This is a genomic window from Geomonas paludis (genome assembly GCF_014193585.1).
Taxonomy (GTDB): Bacteria; Desulfobacterota; Desulfuromonadia; order Geobacterales; family Geobacteraceae; genus Geomonas; species Geomonas paludis.
Window position 1 is genome coordinate 1 of record NZ_BLXY01000005.1, and the last position, 20,791, is coordinate 20,791.

General features: G+C 59.0%; 18 protein-coding genes. 4 read left to right on the forward strand and 14 right to left on the reverse strand.

Features of this window, described 5'->3' with window-relative positions:
* Window positions 1–359 precede the first annotated feature (359 nt).
* Complete coding sequence (locus tag H7687_RS13290) at window positions 360–839, forward strand: ferritin-like domain-containing protein (RefSeq protein ID WP_183348146.1); 480 nt, start codon at window positions 360–362, stop codon at window positions 837–839.
* A gap of 207 nt (window positions 840–1,046) precedes the next feature.
* Here H7687_RS13290 and H7687_RS13295 read toward each other — a convergent pair whose 3' ends face one another.
* The 7 genes from H7687_RS13295 to H7687_RS13325 form a co-directional block, all read right to left on the reverse strand.
* The gene (locus H7687_RS13295; RefSeq protein ID WP_183348148.1) at window positions 1,047–1,319 is read right to left on the reverse strand and encodes a hypothetical protein; all 273 of its coding nucleotides are present in this window, start codon (window positions 1,317–1,319) and stop codon (window positions 1,047–1,049) included.
* Window positions 1,320–1,341: 22 nt separating this feature from the next.
* Window positions 1,342–1,530: a ferredoxin gene (locus H7687_RS13300; protein ID WP_183348150.1), complete on the reverse strand. Its 189-nt coding sequence runs from the start codon at window positions 1,528–1,530 to the stop codon at window positions 1,342–1,344.
* 143 nt (window positions 1,531–1,673) lie between these two features.
* The gene (locus H7687_RS13305; protein ID WP_183348152.1) at window positions 1,674–1,973 is read right to left on the reverse strand and encodes a DUF1540 domain-containing protein; all 300 of its coding nucleotides are present in this window, start codon (window positions 1,971–1,973) and stop codon (window positions 1,674–1,676) included.
* Window positions 1,974–2,054: 81 nt separating this feature from the next.
* Entirely contained in the window at window positions 2,055–2,348 is a 294-nt protein-coding gene (gene hgcB, locus H7687_RS13310) for a mercury methylation ferredoxin HgcB (RefSeq protein WP_183348154.1), read from the reverse strand.
* 10 nt (window positions 2,349–2,358) lie between these two features.
* Complete coding sequence (gene hgcA / locus H7687_RS13315; RefSeq protein WP_281376709.1) at window positions 2,359–3,519, reverse strand: mercury methylation corrinoid protein HgcA; 1,161 nt, start codon at window positions 3,517–3,519, stop codon at window positions 2,359–2,361.
* Entirely contained in the window at window positions 3,516–3,917 is a 402-nt protein-coding gene (locus H7687_RS13320) for a metalloregulator ArsR/SmtB family transcription factor (RefSeq protein ID WP_183348156.1), read from the reverse strand. Before H7687_RS13320 ends, hgcA begins: the two co-directional genes overlap by 4 nt.
* Before the next feature lie 167 nt (window positions 3,918–4,084).
* Window positions 4,085–5,131, reverse strand: a complete 1,047-nt coding sequence (locus H7687_RS13325) for a peptidylprolyl isomerase (RefSeq protein WP_183348158.1) — start codon at window positions 5,129–5,131, stop codon at window positions 4,085–4,087.
* A gap of 169 nt (window positions 5,132–5,300) precedes the next feature.
* On the opposite strand from H7687_RS13325, the gene H7687_RS13330 reads away from it, so the two are divergent.
* Window positions 5,301–5,726 carry a hypothetical protein gene (locus H7687_RS13330; RefSeq protein WP_183348160.1) on the forward strand — a complete coding sequence of 142 codons (426 nt, stop codon included), beginning with the start codon at window positions 5,301–5,303 and terminating at the stop codon, window positions 5,724–5,726.
* 113 nt (window positions 5,727–5,839) lie between these two features.
* Here H7687_RS13330 and H7687_RS13335 read toward each other — a convergent pair whose 3' ends face one another.
* Together H7687_RS13335 and H7687_RS13340 are read right to left on the reverse strand one after the other, a co-directional pair.
* Window positions 5,840–9,163: a cytochrome C gene (locus tag H7687_RS13335; RefSeq protein WP_183348162.1), complete on the reverse strand. Its 3,324-nt coding sequence runs from the start codon at window positions 9,161–9,163 to the stop codon at window positions 5,840–5,842.
* Between the two features lie 30 nt (window positions 9,164–9,193).
* Window positions 9,194–9,583 (reverse strand): cytochrome C, encoded by a 390-nt coding sequence (locus H7687_RS13340; protein ID WP_183348164.1) that lies wholly within the window; start codon window positions 9,581–9,583, stop codon window positions 9,194–9,196.
* A gap of 540 nt (window positions 9,584–10,123) precedes the next feature.
* On the opposite strand from H7687_RS13340, the gene H7687_RS13345 reads away from it, so the two are divergent.
* Complete coding sequence (locus H7687_RS13345; protein ID WP_246404898.1) at window positions 10,124–11,545, forward strand: PAS domain-containing sensor histidine kinase; 1,422 nt, start codon at window positions 10,124–10,126, stop codon at window positions 11,543–11,545.
* A gap of 16 nt (window positions 11,546–11,561) precedes the next feature.
* Window positions 11,562–12,236 (forward strand): response regulator, encoded by a 675-nt coding sequence (locus H7687_RS13350; RefSeq protein WP_183348166.1) that lies wholly within the window; start codon window positions 11,562–11,564, stop codon window positions 12,234–12,236.
* Window positions 12,237–12,323: 87 nt separating this feature from the next.
* On the opposite strand, the gene H7687_RS13355 is transcribed toward H7687_RS13350, so the two are convergent.
* The 5 genes from H7687_RS13355 to H7687_RS13375 all read right to left on the reverse strand — a co-directional run bounded on the left by H7687_RS13355 (window position 12,324) and on the right by H7687_RS13375 (window position 20,681).
* Window positions 12,324–15,335, reverse strand: coding sequence for a cytochrome c3 family protein (locus tag H7687_RS13355; RefSeq protein WP_183348168.1), 3,012 nt, complete (start codon window positions 15,333–15,335; stop codon window positions 12,324–12,326).
* Between the two features lie 27 nt (window positions 15,336–15,362).
* Complete coding sequence (locus tag H7687_RS13360) at window positions 15,363–15,764, reverse strand: cytochrome C (protein ID WP_183348170.1); 402 nt, start codon at window positions 15,762–15,764, stop codon at window positions 15,363–15,365.
* 358 nt (window positions 15,765–16,122) lie between these two features.
* Window positions 16,123–17,772 (reverse strand): cytochrome c3 family protein, encoded by a 1,650-nt coding sequence (locus H7687_RS13365; protein ID WP_183348171.1) that lies wholly within the window; start codon window positions 17,770–17,772, stop codon window positions 16,123–16,125.
* A gap of 30 nt (window positions 17,773–17,802) precedes the next feature.
* Window positions 17,803–18,609, reverse strand: a complete 807-nt coding sequence (locus H7687_RS13370; protein WP_246404868.1) for an NHL repeat-containing protein — start codon at window positions 18,607–18,609, stop codon at window positions 17,803–17,805.
* Window positions 18,610–18,863: 254 nt separating this feature from the next.
* Complete coding sequence (locus H7687_RS13375) at window positions 18,864–20,681, reverse strand: hypothetical protein (RefSeq protein ID WP_183348175.1); 1,818 nt, start codon at window positions 20,679–20,681, stop codon at window positions 18,864–18,866.
* Window positions 20,682–20,791: the final 110 nt, after the last annotated feature.

The following is a 20,791-nucleotide window of genomic DNA, read 5'->3' on the forward strand; positions in this document are numbered from 1 at the left end:
GATGCGGGCTCAGGCCCAGGCAACCGTTCGGGCTGTGAAGAAGAGGACATGGCGTTTTACGCTTTGCGACGGGCTCGAACCCAAGACGCGAACAAACTGCCATGTCCCGGAACAGAAAATCTAGCTGCTTGATCGTAAACATACAAGGCGCAAGGACGCAAAGACAGCATACAACAGCAGCTGCAAAGGCATGAACGGGTGAAGGCTTGCCGTTTCTCTTTGCGCCTCCGCGGCTTTGCGGCTTTGCGTTGAGGCTTGAGAGAATGCGGAAGTATCTTTTGCAACGGGCATTTTGTTATAATTAATTATCGGCACAAGAGGTGCCTGTCACGCTTTGTCTGAGAGCAAGGGGGAACACCATGAACATTTTCGATTGCGCCATAAAGATAGAGGAAGAAACCAAGGCATACTATCAAGGTCTGGAAGCCGAAGCGATGGAGCCCGAGATGAAGGTACTCTTCTCGATGCTTGCCGCTTCCGAAGAGGAACACCAAAGGAAACTGAGAAGGCTCAGAAAGAGAATGGCTGGGGCCAAGCTTGACGGACTGACCGGCAATGTCTGCAGGTTCAGACCGCTGCTCAGCCAGAGAGAACTCCTTGAGGAAACGGGACGCGACCCGAACCTGTACCGCTTCGCGGTGGCCAACGAGGAGCAGGACATCCGCTTCTACGAGGAACTGGCGGCGGCGGAGGAGGACGAGACCACGCGCAAAGGTCTGCTCATGCTGGCTCAGGAAGAACGGCGCCACCTGCAAAAGGTGACCAACATCTACTCTTTCGTGGAGACGCCGAAAACCTTCCTGGCCTGGAGCGAGTTCGGCAACAGGCAGGAACTCTAGCACCGTCTGCGTGAAGAAACGAAGAAGCCCGCCGGCAACGGCGGGCTTTCTTTTTTAAGATCAAAACCATTGGCCACGGAGAAAATCTGAGGAAATCTGAGAAGTCAAAATCAGAAGACGGGTTAAAGGCTTGTGGTTAAACATGGAAGGATTTCCGGTTTTCTCAGAAGTTCTCAGATTTTCTCCGTGGCCAATGGTTCTCGGTTCTTATTCGGTCTCGGGCTTGGCGGGGTCGTAGGCACTGTCGGGGTCGCACTCGGGACGGAGGTAGCGCTCCAACCCCTCGTAGAGACGGTCGGAGGTCAGCTTGATCGCCATGACCATGTCCATCTCCTGGACGATCCCCTGCTTCAGGTAGCTCAGGTGCAGCCGGTCCACCAGCCCCTTCAACTGCTGCGACAGGCAGTAGACCTCTTTCAGCATCACGTAGTTGCTCTCGGCAAGCTCCTGCAGCCGTTCGTCTTTCAGTCCGGATGTCATGGTCCCTCCCCGGCGCCCGGCCTCAGCGCCACGCGATGCAGTTGACCGGGCAGCTGTCTATGGCCTGTTGGATCTTCTCCCTGTCTGCGCCCCCCGGTCCGTGCACCTCGGAGACACCGTCGCCGTTGAGCCGGAACATGTCGGGGAGGATGCTCACGCAAAGCCCACACCCTATGCAGACCTGCTGGTCGACGTACACCTGGCTCGGCATCTGCACTCCCTCCCAATAGAAGGTGGAAACGGGTTAAAGATACACGAAGATCGGCAAATGTCACCCGTCCGGGGCAGGGGCGGGAGAGAGTTGCGGCGCTGCGAAGGGGGCTGCGGTTGGTGGGGAATGGTGAACGGCGACGGCTATTTCGGCTTGTAGGTGAAGCAGTCGGGATGCGACTCGTGCATGCCGACGTCGACGGCGGGAGCCGTGCACTCCAGGGACTGGTTGTAGCTGCAGTTCTCCACCTTGCAGGCGCCGATGCCGCCTTGGACGTCGATGATCCCCCCCCTCTGGCTGCCCTGCATGTAGGTATCGCACTCGGGGCAGAGGTCGCCGGGGCCGCCTACCGTGATGGCGAGCGTGTGGCAGGAGTTGTGCTTGTTATAGGCGCACTGCGTAACGTTGCAGGAGTTGATCTTGACCATCTGCTTCTCTTCCATGTTTTGCCTCCTTTTAGGCGGCCCCCTTCGCGCATTAGGAGGTTTTAACAGAACGGCCTTGATAGTCAAGCAGGCAAGGTCCTACCCGCAACACCCCCCGCCGCTGAAGCCGGGAAGCTTCTTCTCCCGGAGCCACTCGTGGATCATGCCGCTGGCGCACCCTACCCCGGCGTCCACCTTGAGGGCCGCTGGCGGGCAGTTGAGCGCGCAGGCGCCGCACTCCATGCAGGCGTCGCGATCGACGACGACGGCCTTTTTCCCCTCGACGCGAAAGACCTGGTGCGGACAGACCTCGACGCACCTGCCGCAGCCGATGCAGCGCGCAGTGTCAAGCTCCAGCGTGGCCACCCCTTCCAGATACCTGAATCCTTTCATAGCTTCCCCCTCAGACCAACAGACGTCCGGCTACGACGATGAAGAGCGCGGCGCCCAGGGCAGCCGCCATGACGGGAAGTCCCAGGCGCATCTCCTTCTTCACCCCGGACTTGGACGTGTAGGTGGTGCAGCCGGTGAAGTTGAGGGTGTAGAAGGAGGAGACGGCGGGCAGCGCCAGGAAACAGCCCAGCGTCGCCGCCACACCCCACCCTGCCCCGCCGGCCAGCGCATAGAGGAGCGCGCAGTAGACCACTCCCGCCAAGGCCCCCTTGACCGCGAAGCTCCGCCCGGGGAGCAGCGGCAGCAAAAGCGGGCCGACGGCGATGCCGGTAAAGACGGCGCCCAGAAGGGCAAGCGCCGCGGCGGCCGCGACGTCGGCACTCCAGAAAAGACGCGCCACGAGGTAGACGAGCGCCGTCACCGGGAGCACGGGCTTCGCGGCCAGCACCAGTTCCACCGGGACCAGCACCAGGCGGTCGTACCAGTTGAAGCGCAGCTCGCGCATGGCGGGCGTGGCCGCGCCCTGGTCGAGGTAGGCGGGAAGATCGGCCGCGCGCACGGTGGCGTAGGCGACCTCGAAGCCGCATCTTTGTTTCACCCGGTGCGCCGAGACCCCGGCTGCCCCCAGGATGGGGAGGATCAGGCGCCGGTGGCTCACCACCTGGGCGAGGCCGGTGTTCTCGATGCGGCGCACCAATTCGCCGGTGCCGAAGGTCCCCTTCCCCGCCGCGCACCAGACGTTGATACCGTAGGTCTCCAGGACCAGGAGCCACACGTTCCTGCCGCAAAGGGCCCGGCGCACGATGTCGTAGCTCATCTTGTAGTTCGCCGTCACCACGACCGGCGCCTCGCTGTCGGGTGCGCCGATGGCGTAGAGGCCGGGAGGGACCATGAAGGTCATCCTGTTGATGCCCCAGCGCGCCAGGCAGGCGCCCAGGTGGTCGGCAAGGGTCAGGGTGCCGCCGATCTGGGGCGCCCGGCCGCTTCCCGCCGCAACCCAGCGCAAAAAGCCGGGAACTTTATCGGTGATTTCTCCGCCGCCGGCGGAGGTGGGAGGGCCTCAACAGGGAGGCGCATCGGGGTTCGCGCCGGCTTCCGGCGCGCAGGAGGAGGGAGAGGCCTGCTTCACCTCGATCTTCTTGAAGCTGCGCATCCTGATCTCTTGGCTCATGGTTCATCCTCCCCGGGGCCGTGCCCCGCGATATCCGTTTTTTTGGATTTACCGTGGTCGGGACAGCAGGCGGGATCGCGGCGGTCCCGCAGCCGCCCCAGGTCCTCCCGCGCGGTCTCGGTGGTCAGCAGGAAGTTGCGCAAGACCGGGACCAGGAACTGCTGCACCGGTTCCAGCGCGGTCGCCACCGAGTAGTGGTTCCACGCCCCCACCCGGCGCCCCTGCAGCCAGCCTGCGTTCTTCAGGATGGCGAGCTGCCGGGAGACCGTGGATTGGGGCAGCCTCAGGACGGTCACCAGGTCGCAGACGCAGAGCTCGCCGGCTTCAAGCAGCAAAGCCAAAAGGCGCAACCGGGTATGGTCATCCAGGGATTGGAACAGGATAGCGAGTTTTTCCATGCACGGCAGCATATCCAATTTTTCGGATATTAGCAAGAATCCTTTCCAGAAGGAACTGCCTATAAATGTACAAGCCGATATGTAACGAAGGGGGGAAACTAAAACAAAGGGGCAGGCGGAGGGTTGAGGCTGAGAACATTTCTCAACCTCAACCTGCCAAGTAAGTGCTACTTGAGGAGAAAATCAATCTTCGCATCCTGACGGGCTTTACCAACGTACTGGGCCATAGCCTGGTTAATCTTCTGTGCTTTGAGGTAACCCTCAATCTTTTCCTTGGCGACAGATAGGGACACTTTGTCCGCCTTAATACGATCAGTCTGTTTAATTATATGATACCCGTACTCTGTCTCCACCACGCCACTTACCTCGCCCGGCTGCAGGGCAAAGGCGGCCTGCTCAAAGGCGGGGACCATCTTTCCTTTACCAAAGTAGCCCAGATCGCCACCGGCGTTGCTGCTCGGGCAGGTAGAATTATCCTTGGCGGCCGCCGCAAAGTCTGCGCCTGCAGCAATTTTTTTCTGCAGTTCATCTGCTTTCTCACGTGCTTTTTTCTTCTCCTCAGGGGTAGCCTTCGCGTCAGCACCGATCAGGATATGACTAACACGAACCTGTTCCTGCTGCAGGAACTTGTCGGGATTGTCATCATAGAATTTTTTGATTTCCTCTTCCGACACCTTAACATCCGGGGCAACCTTAGTGCTTACAAAATTGGCAATGACCAGATCACGTCGCGAATATTCACGCAGCATGCTCTCCGTCATCTTGATGTTCTCAAGCTCCTTTTCAAACGCTTTCGGATCCTTAAAGCCAGATTTAATCTGCGCTAGCTTTGCATCTGCCTGTTTATCAAGGTCCTTTACCTCCAGCCCCTTCCCTCCCTGGTACAAGAGTTCTGCGCTGATAAGCTGGTCGAGGGCCTGCTTCTCGAACTCCTTTTGCATATAAGGGGCAACCTGAACGCCACCGGCCAAAAGAATCTTCTTGCTACGCTCGAGCTCGTTGCGAGTTATTGCGCTGCCGTTTACACGGGCGACGACGTCCCGCCCATTGTCGACCGGCGCAATCTCGGAGGCGCCTGCAGGCGGCGTCGGGGTGACTGCAGCAGTCGGTGCGGCAGACTTTTCAGTACTCGTATTCATCCCCGCACATCCGGAAAGTGCTGCGACGAGACATAAAGCCAGCAGTGAATTCGGTGCTAAGCGGTGATAATGCATTAGGGTTTCCTCCAGTTGTTTGTTCCTCGCCGACGCATATCGCCAGCTGAGGTTGGCATCAATCTGTTAGACATAGAATCAGAAATGAAAATAATGCAATTGTTATATACTGTTTTTTGTGTTACATCAAGACAATATGATCTTTACTAGCTTGCAGAGGAGGATGAAGATGAGTAAGAAGCATTACCTGTTAGCCGCATTTCTAGTCATGTCCGCAACACCGTCTTTGGCTCAGCAGTGGCAGCAACTCGGGACTTATGATGAGTCAACTTATTACTTCATCAATCCGAAGACCTTCTCCATCGGCAAAGACGGCACGGTAAGCACTTGGACGAAGAGAGAGTTTAACGTTGATGTGGCAAAAACTGTGAAGGAAAGCATCCCACCTGAAAAGATCAAAGGAAAAAAAACGCATGTTTACTACGAGGAGTATGACTGTGCTGGACAGAAAAAGCGCATCCTCACTGGTATGACCTACGATAATGAAGCAGCAACCATGAAGGACCAGGAGAAGACCGGATGGCTGCCAATCCCGGTCGGCTTGGAGAAGAACATCTTCGATGGCGTCTGCCGGAAGGCGAACGCCGGCAAGTAAAGACTTCATCGTTTCGTCCGCTCTCGTCCCAATTGTGTTTCTATGTCACCTAAAAAAGCCCGGAGGGTTTCCCCTCCGGGCATTTTTAATAGGCATCAAACTAGCATGCTTTGTTAGTTGCTGCCGTTCACGGTGATGTTCTTGTAGAAGTACCCCACCTGGGCGGACCCGTTGTACACATACACCTGAATCAGCTTGGTGCCCGCAGCCAGGTAGGTGTGGGTCTTGCTGATGGTGGTAGCGCCGGAGGTCAGGTAGATGTTGTACTTTGCATCGCCCCACATCACCTTCACCTGGGTGTTGGCCGGAAGGCCGGTCAGGGTGAGGGTCCCGCCGAGGTTGCCGGTGGCGTCGTTCCAGGAGATGACGCTAGGCTGCGGAACCACGGCTTCGAAGGACTTGGTGGTGGAGGTGGACTTCCCTTCCTCGTCCTTCACGACCAGGGTTACGCTCTTGCTGCCAGCGCCGGTGAAGGTGACGGTCGCCTTCTTCGGATCGGTTGCATCCTGGGCGACGGTGCCGCCTACTGCGCTCCAGGTGTAGGTGGAGAAGCCTTTGCCGCCCTGCGCGTCTGCTGCATTGAGGGCGAGGCTGTCGGTGGTGAAGACCTGGGTGCCCGGTGCGACCGGGTCGACGTCAGCAATGACGGTGGTGATGCTGGCGGTCGGGTCGATGCCGATGCCGGAATCGGTTGCATTGATGCTGGTCAGGTAAGCCTTGAAGTTATCCCGGCTGCCGTGATCCACACCTTTCACGTCGATGAAGTTGACGCCCGACGCGCTCGGGTACAGTGCCTCGGCACGATCAAGCTCGGTGACGCGCTTGTGGGTGGTGGCGGCGCCAGCGGTGAAGGTGCCATTTTCCCATGCGCCGAGTTCTTCGAACTTAACCTCTACAGCGCCGCCAGCCTTGGTGGCTACCTCTGCGGCGGTCTCGATATCCTCAGAGTTACCAACAATTTCCATCATTTCGGCGGGAGACTGCATGAAGTTGCCGCCTGCGGTTGCCCTGATTGCAGTGCCAACCATATTGATGCTGCCGTCGAAAATCGGTGCCTTGGCACTGGCAGCCGGAGCATGGCAGTCGGCACAGCCGAAGCCGGCCTCGGTTTTCTTGCCCAGGACGAACTTGGCGGTCGGGCGGATGCCGTGGGTCAGCTTGTAGGGGCCGGCAACCAACCCAAGCTGGGTGCCGCTCCAGGACTTGCCGTCAACGCTGTCCTTGATGGAGTTGCGCCAATCTTTGTAGGCAGTGATTTCTTCCGGGGTGGAGAACATTGCGTTGCCGCCGTAAACGCCGACATACTTGAATGCGCCGGTGAAGGTGCCGTTCGGTGCGTAGGCGCTCTGGAAGCTCCCAGAGCCGAAGCCGACCGGGATCGGGGCAAAGCCGGAGGGGCCATAGTTCATGCCAGCCTTCATGTCGCGGGACAGCCACGGGTCGTAGTTGGTGCTCGGGGTGACCTCAATCGAGCCATGGACACTCGGTTGACGTCCCGGGACGCCGTCGCCGTTGGCGTCGACGGAGCCGTCGACGTTGTTCCAGATAGCAGCGGTGATCAGGTTGACCGCGTAGATCTTACGGCGCCAGTTCGGGTTGACACCGGCCGAGGTGGTCTTGAAGTCGTTGCCGTATTTCTGCCAGGTGTACAGCGGGAACCATTTCTCGAGGTTGTTGCCGACCGGAGCTCCCTGGCCCATCGGGTCAGAGAACATCCCCATCATGCCGCGCTCCTTTTTGAAGCCAAGCATGTTGGGATAGCGATTCCCGGAGGTGCAGTCGAGAAGACGCACTACCATCTGCTCGCGTGCCAGGTGGCAGACGGTGCAGTCCATCACGTCGAGGTGGTTACCGGTCACGTCCTGCTCAGCACCGTTGGCGGGGTTGAGGCCGACAGCCTTGGTTACGTTGGCCAGCAGGCCTGCGTTCTGGTGGGCAATGGTCGGGTTCGGCGCCCCGAAGGTTTCGATGCTGAGACCGTCGCGGTTCTTGCCGGTGACGTGGCAACCGTCACAGGTCTTGACGGTGTTCTGGCTGTTAACGGTGGCAACTTTCGCCGGGTTGGCCTCTACGCCGCCGGCGCTGTCATAACCACGACCCGGGTCGCAGGCGCTCTTGCCGTCAAAGTTAACCTTACCCTGCGCGTCGACGGTATCCACCTTGGTGGTGTTGGTATTCATGTGGCAACCGGAGCAGTTGAGGGTGATGTGTACGTCATACCCTTCGGCCCAGAGATCGCCACGCTTGAACCACTCTGCACGCGGGAACGGAACGGTACTCTTCTTAAGCACGTTCTGGTCCTGATGCATTCCGTCGGCAAGGGTGGCCTGGTAGTAGATCGGGCCGGAACCCGCGGGGTTGGCGCCACCCAGGAAGCCCGGGGTCGCCATGGCAGTGGCCTTGTTGAATTCGGTCATGCCCATGGCAGCCGGCCAGCCTGCCGGAATCATCGGGTTGGAGGGCTGATTGATGCCAATGCCCGCCTGGGTCATGTACAGGGTCGGAGATGCAGCATAAGGGCCTTTCCAGTCCCAGGTGAAGGCAGTCTGCCCGTCCATGGTCATCGGCGCGTTGAAGTCGAAGGCCGGCATAGCCAATCCGGTGAAGGACTGGGTGAACTGGCCGGTGTAGATCATCGGAGCGGAAGAGAGGAAGTCCCTCATCATGTCCGGCAGATCCTTAAGGTTCGACGGGGTGTGGCAGTTGCGGCAGTTCTGGCTGGGGGGATCGTACTTCAGCTTGGAAAGGCCCAGGCTGGAGAGGGACACCACACCGGTGTCCTTGTCCTTCTGGATCAGGCCGGTAGCGAAGTCGTAGGCCTGGGTGAACATGTTCATGAAACCGGCGCCGAAGGACGGGGTCGCATTATGCGCACCGCTGTAGGTCATCACCGAGGACATCAGGTTGCTGTAGCCCTCGAAGTGACACATGAGGCAGTCCATCTCCTTGACGTTAGGCATCATTACCTGCCCAGCGACCACAGGCATCTTGGAGCCGTCCGGCATAGTCATTTCCATCGGCTGGCCCCACCCGCCCGGAGCGGTCACAGGGGTGGTGCCGTTCCAGATGGGGTAGGACCAGGGAGCCGGCTCCACGGTGTGGGCGGGCAGGCCGGTCATGGCGTCATAGCGCTCAAAGATGGTCATGGTGTAGGGCGTGATGCCATCGACGAAGGGGCTCATCATGCTGAAGCGCTTGCCGGTACGGTCTTTCTCAACGAAGCCGCCACCCGGATGGCAGGAGCCGCAGGTCTGGGACAGGTCCCAGGCAGAGTAGTCGACCTTGGTGAGCAGCGGGTTTTCTCCCGGGACGGTGCTGAAGCTGGGGGTACCCATGAGCATCGTGGCGAGGCTGCTGACCGTTTCAGAGGTCGGCTTGCCATCAGCACCAAAAGCAAACGGGCCATAGCTGACGTATTTACCGCTGGAGTCCTTCATGTAGTTCGCCACCTGGCGAAGAGAGGGGCTTCACCACTTGCCGACCATTGCGGTCGCTTGGGTCCAGGGCTTGTTCTTGGTCGGGTCAAACTTGCCGTTCGCGGTATCGGGGAATTCGTTGCGCCCCTGGGCCGAGTGGAAAGAGTGGTCCGAAATGTGGTCGTAGCTGAGGTCTATGCCGTTTTTGCTGGTGTGGCACCCGGAGGTACCGCAGGTCTGCTTCGGGCTGTACGGCATACCCTTGCCGGTGGCATCAACCTGAACCGGCACTTTCTGCCCATTGTTCATCTGATAGCCGATTTCCTCAAACGTGTAGAGGGTGACCGGTGGGTGCGCGGCGAATGATACGCCCGCCACGAGGACCAAGCTGGCAGCCGCACTGGCTGCAGCCAAGCCGCCCTTGACTTTCTGTTTTTTCATGAAGTCAGTCTCCTTTGTTGGGATTTCATCGCTGGCGGCAGTACGCCGCCTATGCCATGTCCTGCTGTTGGTGCGTATGGGGGTACGTCACCAGGGTACAACGAGAGCCTGCCTCGTTTTTAGCAAGACCAAGACCAATAAGGCTCTTTTTGGGACTGCAAAGTATATTTTTATTCGATTTTCTGAATACAACCATACCCCAGCAAGACGACCACGGTGTAGGTAACTGATATTTATAATTTATTACTGACCGTGCGAAAAACAGAACACTCCTCGAACAACGCAACAGACGCCTAAGGAGAAGTACCCAAAAACCAGGTAAAGGCACCCCAGCAGTTGAGGTTTGTCCTTAAACCCGCAGCCTGGAGTGTGGGTCATCTCCCCCTCCACTGGCGAAATACCCCACCCTCTATGCTCAATCATGTAAAAGAATATATTGCATTTTGAATGCAGACGTTGTCTAATGAGTGGCCCCTACGACCTCATTCCGCCATCACGGAGCACAACGTGATACAGGACGCCAAGAAATCCCTCATGCCTATGCCCTCCTTCCCAAATGATGATCTTTTCGCCAGCATAGTCGGCAGCCTCTCGAATGGCATCTACGTCATTCAGGATGGCCGTGCCATCTTCCTTAATGACCGGTTGGGTGAAATCTTCGGGTACCAATCCATAGGCGGTCTCATTGGGGAGGACATGTACAGTTCCGTTTACCCGGACCCTTACAGCGCCGAACTGTTCCGCTCTGTGAACGAGCAGGTGCTGACGGGCAGCATGCAGCCCACCTCCTGGGGTCAACCGTGCAGCAAGGCCGACGGCACCCCTTTCTGGATCGAGGTGGAAGCCAGACCCATCGAGGTAGGCGGGAAACCGGCCATTTTGGGTCTTTTCCTGGATCATACCGACTGCAAGCTCCTCGGCCAGGCCATGCACGCATCCCAGGCCACCCTGCACATGCTCCTGGATGCAATGGAGGACCGGGTCTATGTCGTGACCGACGAGTACCGCATCGTCTATGCCAATAGAAAGATGATGGAGGGAGTAAACGGAGACATCAAAGATGACCCGTGCTACAAGGTCTGCCGCGGACTCGACGAGCGTTGCACAGACTGCTCGTCCGAAGAAGTGTTCAGCACCGGGCGCCCCTCATATAAAGAGTTCTTCAATCACCGGGCCCAGCGCTGGTATTCGGTAATCGAACTGGCAGTTCGGATGCCGGGGATCAACGCCCCCACCAAACTGGCGGTCGCCCGCGACATAACAGTGAGAAAGGATGCAGAAGAAAAGATCCGGGCCCTGTCTCACCGGCTCCTGACAGCCCAAGAGGACGAGAAAAAGCACCTATCGAGAGAACTCCATGACGACCTCGGGCAACGACTGAACGCGGTTAAGATTGGTGTCGACACCCTGGCAGACGACCTCGCAGCCCAAAGTCCGGAAACACAGTCGCGGATAAGCTACCTCTCCAGCATACTGCAGTCATCCATTGACTCGGTACGCAACCTCTGCTCCGGTTTGCGTCCGGTTACACTTGAGCGCCACGGGTTGGTCAGGGCGATCAACAGCGACTGCACCCAGTTGGCCGCCGTCCACGGCGTCAAGATCGACGTCAAATGCTCCGGCATGAATAAGATAAAACTGGACCACCATACGGAGATCAACCTGTACCGTATTTTCCAGGAGTCACTCAACAACGTGGTAAAACACTCCGGGGCCACAAGAGCATCCGTAACGCTGGTGGCCTCACATCCGATGATACGAATGCGCATCGAGGATAACGGAAAAGGGTTCGACACGCTCCCCTCCGCCCGCGGCAAACAGCGCAAGATCGGCTTGGGCCTGGTAAGCATGGCGGAACGGGTGGAACTGATGGGAGGCCGTTTCGACGTGACCTCACGCCCGGGGCTGGGAACGCGTATCGTTGTGGAGATTACCTGCGGCGAGCAGAAATCATGTCAGTAGATATACGAGGGATCCCATGGACAAAAAATGCGTGCTGATCGTCGACGACCACCCCCTCTTCAGGGAAGGACTGAAAAGCCTTGTAGAGCGCAGCGCCAACTACCGCACTGTCGGAGAGGCTGGTTCGGGTAAGGAAGCCTTAACCCTTGCAGCCGAACTGAAACCAGACCTGGTAACGATGGACGTATCGCTACCGGATATGAATGGCATAGAGGTGGTGCGGGCCATGCTAAAGGTGATTCCGGAAGCCAAGGTCCTCATGCTGAGCATGTACCCGAAGTTCGATTATGTCTCGGAAGCTTTTAAGGCGGGGGCAAAGGGATATGTGGTCAAGGAGACAACCAGCGCCCGTCTGATTCAGGGATTCGACGCCTTATGCCGCGGCGAATTTTTCGTCGATGGCCAGGTTTCACAAGACCTGGTTGCCAAACTTTCCGCGGCACCGACCAGGGAAGTGCCAACAATACAGGAAGAACGGTACGCTCTGCTTACCCCGCGGGAGCAGCAGGTGCTGAGACTTGTCGCCGAGGGGGTCAGTACCCGGAAGATAGCAGACAGTATGAAGTTGAGCCCAAAGACCGTCGAGAACCATCGCACCAACCTTATGAAGAAACTCGACGTCCACAGCAAAATGGAACTCGTGAAGTACGCAGCCAGAGTAGGCCTGGTCGACATGGACAGCTGGCGGTAGCAGGCTACAGCTGTCAAACAAAACCAACAAAATAAGCCCCGGGGGTGTCCTCCCGGGGCTTATTGCATTGCAGTCAGCGATCAGGTCTTAGTTCGCGCCATCTACGGTGATGTTCTTGTAGAAGTAGCCAACCTGAGCGGTCCCGTTGTACACGTACACCTGGATCAGCTTGGTGCCCGCAGCCAGATAGGTGTGGGTCTTGCTGATGGTGGTCGCGCCAGAGGTCAGATAGATGTTGTACTTCGCGTCGCCCCACATCACCTTCACCTGGGTGTTAGCCGGGAGGCCGGTCAGGGTGAGGGTCCCGCCGAGGTTGCCGGCGTTGTCGTTCCAGGAAATTACGCTGGGCTGCGGAACGACGGCTTCGAAGGACTTGGTGGTGGAGGTGGACTTGCCTTCCTCGTCCTTCACGACCAGGGTTACGCTCTTGCTGCCGGCGCCGGTGAAGGTGACGGTAGCCTTCTTCGGATCGGTTGCATCCTGGGTGGCGGTGCCTCCTACGGCGGTCCAGGTGTAGGTGGAGAAGCCTTTTCCGCCCTGCGCGTCTGCTGCATTGAGGACGAGGCTGTCGGTGGTGAATACCTGGGTGCCCGGTGCGACCGGGTCGACGTCTGCGATGACGGTGGTGATGCTTGCTGCCGGGTCGATACCGATGCCGGAGTCGGTGGCGGTGATCTGGTTAAGGTAGCCGACCCACTCAACCCTGCCTGCGGCTTCGTTGTTGGTGATCTTACCCTTGATGACGGTGCCCTGCTTGGTAGCGGCGAAGGCATTGCCGCCGAAGCCGAACGGTCCGAAGTCGGTGTCACGGGAGTTGATCTTCACGCGGTAGCCGGAGGCCGGGTTGATGGAGAGCTTGCCGCCAGCATTGGTGATGGTGAAGCCGAAGCTGTTGGCGTTGCTTGCGAACACGCCCATGCCAGGCTTAGTCGCGTCACCAGCTACGCCGTCGATGAGCGCGTCGATGGAAGTGTACTCACCGTTGACGGCCCAGGTGCGGCTCGGCTGGTCTACCCATACCGGAGCCTCAGCGGTGCCCGTGTTCTTTTGAACGTCGATCTTCAGGATGTGGCCTTTGGTGGAGACACCGCCGTCCGCGCTGGAGTTGGTGCAGCCAGTCGGGACCGCCCCGGCGACGATCGCCGCCTCACTCCAAGTGGTGAGGGCCGCTGCGGGGGCCTTGAAAGTAGCCTCGTAGATCACAGCGGAACGGTCGATGTCGGTCAGGCTCGTGGAGGTGGCCGGGTCGAAGAGCTGGAAGGCAACAGTACGCTTGCCATGCTTGTCCATGATGTTCGGGTGGCCTTCGCTCGGGTCCATTTTACCGTTGACCTTGGTGAAGGTGGCAAGCTGGTTGGGGCCGAAGGTCCAGCTGATGTTGCCGTTGACCGGGTAGGCACCGTTGTAGAACCCGCCGTTGTCGGCGTGGCACTGGTTGCAGCCGTAGGTGAGCGCACCGGTGGTCGGGTCGACGGAGGTCTTGCCCCAGGCCTCTGCGGCCGGAGCGACGTTGTGGGTCGCCTTGAACGGCACGGTCAGCATGGAAATACGCGGGGTGAAGTTCTTCGTTACACCATCGGCTTTCAGCGGGAATGCTACTCCAGTCAAAGCCTCGAGCCCGTTGGTCAGCATGGTCTGGCGAGCCGTGATCTCGGCGGCGTCAATGCCGTCCACGGAGAGGGCCTCAACACCATTGATCTTGTTGATCTTGGCAACGTGTGAGGGGAGCAGGGCGTCCATCCCGCCTGCGCGGCCGTCCAGGTTGGCATCGTAGCCGAAGTCGTTCATGTCGCGCCAGAAGAAGGAGGTCAGCAGGTTGGCGGAGTAGAGCTTCCCGCCCAGCCAGTGCAGCGCGAGGCCGTTGTTCATATTCTTGGAAACCTGGTTCTCATCGTGCAGCGCCACGCGACCTTCGAGGTCGGTACCGGTGCCGTCGACGAAGGCGCCGCCGGTGATGCCGTCCTTGTTCTTGGTGTGGCAGGCGGTGCAGTCGATCATGTCGATGTGGCTCTTGGTGGCCACGCCACCCTTCTCACCTGCTGCCTGGAGCAGGATTGCGGTGAGGCCGGCTTTCTGGTGAGCCTGGTTGGCCTGGGCTGCGCCGTAGGTGTTCCAGGTCGGGGTGGCTGCCGGGGTATGGCAATCTTCGCAGGTTTTGAAGGCCGCACCGTCAAGGGGGTTCCACAGGGCGTCGTACGGCGACTTGTTACCCTTGGCGGGGTCGCACTGGCCAAGGGCGACTTCGGTGACGAGACCCGTCTTGCCCACGGCGGTGCCAGGCTTGCGCTCGTGGCAGGCCATGCAGCCCACGCCGTAGTGGACGTCGTTGCCTTCCTTCCACATCTCGCCACGCTTTTTCCAGTCGACCTGGTGCTCGGCCATGTGACAGGAGGCACAGTTGGTGGAGGTCGGGGTGCCAAGGATCTTGGCGCCGGCGTTGGCGGAGAGCTTGTAGGTCACATCGCCGGTTGTTTCGTCGGTCACGGCAACGACTTTGGTCGGATCGTAGGTTACGTTGGTACCGGAAACGGCGGTGCCGAACCCTGCGCCTGCGACGCGGGAAGAGTCGAAGTTGCCTTTGCGCACCTGGTCGCGGCGAGCAGCCCAATCGTAGCCGTCGAGGTGGCAGGAGAGGCAGTCCATTTCGAGAACGCCGGTCTCGGCGAAGTCGTTGATCTTGGCGTCGTAAGTCGGCTCCTGGGCCGCAGTGCGGGCGACGCCGTTGTGGTCGGTCGGCTCATAACCCAGCCCGTCCAGGCCGAAGATGTCGATGTAGGTATTGAAGGCGTTGACGGTGGTGAAGGTTGCGTCGCGGTAGTCGGTACGGTTGTCCGGGTTGTACTGGAACTTCTTGGAGGCGTCCGCGGAGGAGATGTAGTACTGCATGAAGCCGCCGCCTACGTGGCACTCACCGCAGTCGCGCATCTCGCCGGCAACGGAGTTGTCAGCCTTTTTCATGAAGTTCTGCAGGCTCGTGTCGGTCGCGGCCAAGCCGGTGCCGATGGTGCCGAAGGAGAACGGGGTGTAGCTGGTGTAAACCGGGTCAGTCGATTTTGCTGCAGCTGCGTCATAGGTCGGTGCGCCACCGTCCTGGTACACTCTCGCCAACTGGCGAGCGGAGGGCGGTCACCAACTTCCTACGTGGCCGGGGCTCTGTACCCAGCTCTTGCCGGGGGCAGCGGCGCCGACACGCCATGCATCGGTGGAATCCGGGTTGTAGGGGTTGAAGCCCCTGAACTCGTTCTGGCCCAGCGAGGCGTGGTAGTTGTGGCGCTCGATCTCGTTGTAGCTAAGAAGCGTCTTGCCATTGGCCTGGCCTGCATCATTGGTAGCGGTACCGTTGTGGCAGTAGCCGCAGGTACCCTGCATACTGAAGGCATTCTTAGTGTCGGTGCTCTTGATGGCTACCTTGTTCCGGTCGCGCAGCACGATATTGTCGTGCGTTGCCGCGAATGCGGATCCGGCAGCCACCCCGATGACAGCCACTGCTGCCACGAGGGGAGCTTTTTTCTGGAAACGCTTGCTCATCCGTGATCTCCTTTTGTAGTAGTGATCTTCTCACAGTTCTTTTGCCGCTGTGCCTTCGCCCATGGGGGTGGGTTATGAAGGTGAGACGACAATGAGGCAGGCTATGCAAGAGAGCCGTTGCCACTGCTAGAGCACGTAGCATGCCACCCACTGGATTTAGGATTCACCAATTCAGTAAAGAGCCCGATGGGCGCGGCTCTATGAGCTAATTTAAACATGAGGTTGGAAGAAGGAGAGGACGATACAGGGTGGGGGAGCCAACCACTACGGGGTAAATCACCCAGGCCATCCCGAATAGCTGGGGTATTTTACCCAGCCCCGCCCACGGACACTCTCGGGTGGGTGGGGCTGAATGGACCTACTGATACAGGTGCGGGTTGCTGGCGTGGCAGCTGACGCTGCAGCTTTTACCGACGGAGTCGTAAACCGCACCACTGGTGACGAAACGGAGGTCGAAGTTGATCAGGTGGGCATTGGCGTTCGTGTTGCCGCCGCGGATTTTGGGGACCCCATGGGGGTCATGGCAGACCGAACAGGGCACCTTCTTGGTGATCACATGCCACTGGTGCTGGGGGAACGCCGACCTGGCGGGATCCAGGAGCACGAGTTGATCGTGGCAGCGAAAGCATAGTGCGTAATTCGACTCACTGTAGTCGAGGGGGTAGGTGTCGGTCTCGTAACGGGCAGCGAGGATGTGCATGAAACTCGAGCCATGTGGCCCCTTGGCCTGGCTGCTGTCGTTGTTGGAGTGGCAGTCGGTGCAGTAAATCATGCTGCTGGTGCTGTACTGGGTGCGCAGGCTCGGCACGCTGCTCCCCTTGCCAATTGACACCACCGGATGGTAAGAGGGATTTTGCTGGTCAAAATCAAGCCTTACGTTCAGTTCGTGAATCTGCCGCACCACGTTCTGTGTTCCGAAGAAATTGTTCTCGGCATGGCAGCGGTAGCAGACCTCGTACTGGTTCACCGCGTCACCCGGCATCAGTTCCCCGGCACTGGAAACGCCCTTGACGCCGTAGAGGGCGCCGCTAGAGACAGGCGGGGCGGCAGGGGCAGCCAGCACCTTGTGGGGGTTGTGGCAGTCCTGGCACTCGACATGCTTCTGAGCGGAGAGGGGGTCTTCCTTAGGGTCGTGGATACCGGTGGTGGCCGCCATGGGGTGATTGTAAAACTTTGTCGCCACGCTTTTCACATCCCGCGCTCCGCCCGAGCTGGAGTGGCAGCTGTAGCAGTTATCCTCCTCCGCGGCACGGATCATGAGGCGCATGCTCCCTCCGGCGTTGTGGCTCGTGTGGCACAGGTTGCACCGGGCGGACATGCCCGTTGCGCTACCATGCAAGGACGTGCTGTAGCCGGATATGGTGTGGCAGGTGACGCAGAGCCCGCCTTTTGAGTTGTCCATGACCAGGAATTTGCCGTAGGGGTTGGTGTGCGGATTATGGCAGGCGGTGCACTGAAGAATGGTTCCGTCCTCAAGCCTGACCTTCGCCGGAAGGGTCCCCGGCAGGGCAAGTTGCCCGTTTAGGCGCGCCAGTTCTTCTGTGTAGGCAAAGGAGATGGGATGGTCGTTGGAGAGGTTCTTGCCGCTGCTCCCACCAAGGTTGGAGGCCCGCTCCACAGGAAGCTTTACAATGCCACCGGCCATTTCGATGGTGTTCCTGTTGGGGTCGGTGCTGTATAGGGCTCCAAGCGCGATGGTGCCGTCATGGCAACTCAGGCAGAGCCGGGCCGAGCCGCTGGGTTGGCCCGGCTTCGCTATCAGAGTGGTCGATTGGTACAGATCGTAGACCGTCGTGCTGGTAGGGCGACTCCAAAGAGGTGTCGAGGGATTGGCATGGTGCGGGGTATGACAGAAAATACAGACCCTCTCTTCGGTTGTGGCACGTATCTGCCCCGGTCCGGAGATGGAAAGGTTGTGGCTGCTGTTCAGTATCCCGGTGGCCAGGGCCGGCTGGACGATCGCGAAAGAAACGGCCATCGTCAAGGCTACGCGTGGGATTATAATCATCGCTTTTCTCCTCGATGCTAAAGCCGCTTCTTATTCTTCTGAATGGTCGGGGAGCAGTTGGAAGACCTGGATTCTGTTGTTGTAGGTATCGGCCACGTAGATGGTGTCGTTCGCATCGATGAAAAGACCGGAAGGCATCCAGAGCTGGCCGTTGCCGCTCCCCCTGGTGCCATAGCTCAGCAGCAACTCCCCTTTCTTGTTGAATACCTGCACCGTGTCGAAAAGCGTGTCGCACACGTGCAGATGGCCTTTGCTGTCGATGGCAACCCCCTTGGGCTTGGCGAAGGTGCCGGACACGTCGCCGCGCTCACCGAACCCTCTGAGATAGGCACCGGTGCTGGAAAAGATCTGCATGCGTCCGTTCAGGGAGTCGGTGACCACGATACTCCCGTCTGTGCCCACGGCCAAGTCGGTGGGGCGGTTGAAACTGCCGGCCGCCTCTCCGGACGCCCCGAAACGGAGTACCTCCTTACCGGCACGGTCGAAACCGACGACCTGCCCCGCCAAGGTATCGCTTACGTAAAGGAGGCGCCGGCCCGGGCTGTAAGCGATGCCGGTCGGGCGCAAAAGCCCCTTGGTCACGAAAGGCTGGACCTTTAGGTCGTCGAGCGCGAAACGGTAGATGGCCCCCTTTGCTGAGTCGGTAACGTACACCATCTCATCAGCATCCTGCGCGATCCCTATGGGAGAGGCGAAGGATTGCTCCCCCTCCCCCACCACCACAAGGTAGCGCCCCTCGAGGGGATCTATAACGTGCACGCTCCTGGCGCCTGGATCGGCGATGAAGGTCCGTTTTTTGCTGTCGGCGTAGACGCCGTAGGGGCGAGCTATCTTCACCACCTCCTCGCCGAGCAACAGGTCACGAACCCTTGACAGTACCCCTTTTTGGATGTTTGCGTCCCTTGAACTGGAAATGGAGCGAACCCACGCCACGCGTGGCTCTTGAGGAGGGGGAGGCCAGACGATGCTGTCCAGTGCCTGCACCTGCCCTTTCGGCACGACACTGCACCCCGAAAGCAGCAACAACGCCGCTACTATGACAACGGCAAAAATGTACACTAAGTCGCGGTGGGCAGGCGTGGAACATCGCATCAGAAGGATCTCCTTATGTTGAACGCCAGCGACTGATTGAGTGACCGTCCGCTCGTGGAGAAGCTGTAGTTGACTGCACTATCGAGGGTAAAGGTGGTCTTGCCGTAGCCCCCCTCCAGGGCGAACTGGGCTCCCAGTTTGTTGCTTCGGGCAGCTTCGGTGAGCAGGTTGTAATAGCTGAGGGTAAGCTTCCCCTTGGTATTGAGCACCATCAACCGCGTATAGGTGGATGAAACCATCAGCGTGTTGTCCCAGGAAGTGCCCCCCGCCTCACCGCTGTATGAGGACCGGGAATAGAGGTCCTGTACCCGCGTAACCAAGGTCGCGCCCCTGCGTCCGGACATCGTATGGTTCCAGTTAGCCTCAACGGCCTTCACCCGGCTCTTCGGGGCCTGCTCGTCAGAATACCCGAGAGAAGCGTAATGCGGGTAGAAGTTCCACTCGGCTCCGAGCTTCAAGGAGGTCCTGTCCCCGATGGTGGAGCTCAGGTCGGTTCCCGAAAGGACGGTCTGGTCGGCCCAGGCGTAGCTGGCATTTAGCGCATAGCGATTTCCCAAAAAAGAAAGGTAGCTGCCAACGCCTTGGGCCAGGGTGGAGTATTTCACCTGTGGACTTTGACTATAGGAGTAACTCAGGTAGAGTCGGCCGGTCCCGGGATCTGTGTTTAGCAACACCCTGGTCTGCGTGCCAGAGGGGAGCACGGTGAAATCGGTGTAGGGGGCGGTGTGGGCCTCATCCAGGTAGAGCCGCACGCTCCCGGCTACGACGTCTCCCCTGGGGATGGTGTGGAACTGCGGAAAGACCCCGCTCAGGCTGATGCTGTCCCGTACGTCGATCACCACATCCGTCCTCATGCGCTCCATGACATTGTAACTGCAGTTGTAGTTCGCGGTGAGACTGCTTTCCCTTGGCAGGCGGTTAGTATACCTTATCCCGGCGCTCGCCGACTTCGAGTCGTCTTTGCCATCGTTATAACTACCCTTGGTGATGTTTCCGGCCAAGTTGACCCCGATAGCCCGCAGAAAGTTCTGCGTCAGAGTTCCCGAGATGCTCTGCAGATCGCTTTTGGCATTGACATCCTCGTTTCTGTTCCGGTTGTAGCTTAAACGGCCGTCCAAAGCTTTGCCGATCTTCCAATCCAGGTTCGAACCGAGTCCCTCCTGCATCCCTTCGAACCGTCCGCCTTTGTCACGGAAGGTGTACCTGGTGTCGATCCTGCGGGTCAGATCCCTTTCGTTTTTCCAGGTGAGCGCGTTGTGGATGCTGATGGTGGCATCCCTGTTCTCTTCCGACGTCCCACTTTCAATATCCTGACGGGTCGAACTCAAATCGAGGGAGGCCTCGGTCTGGCTCACCGTCCCACCCTGATGCTCCACCCCCGCATGGAAGGTGCACGAGGAAGTCTCAGTGTTCGTTTCCAGGCCGGAAGTCTTGCTGTGTCCGTTGGTGAGGGAAATATTCGCGGGGAGCAGGTCGTTCTTGATGATGAGGAAGAGGTTCTCGTGTTTGGAATCAACGGTATAGGTCCTGCCAAAGGGGGGGCTGACGGTCAGCAGGGACGAGTTCAGGTTGAAGTGGAGAGGAACCGGGCTACGGTCCAGTATCGTGCCGTTTACCTTGTAGGCGACACCATTGTCTTGAGTCCAGTGCTGGGCCTGGCTGGTGCGTTTGTTGAATTCCTGGTCGGCGGTCAAGGAGGCCTCGGCATCACCGAAGATGATCCTTGGATGCAGGATGTAGTAGCCGGCGCCCAGAGAGTAGGTTTCGGCAAAGCCGTGCTGGGTAGAGGTGCTCTTCCCGGACTCGTAGCTGTTCATACTACCCTGGTAGTGGTAGGCGAAACCCGCATACTGGCGGAGGCTTGACACCCCGAGCAGGTTGAACTGGGCGGCCTGAGCCTCGCCTTGTGCGCCCCAAGCTATCACAG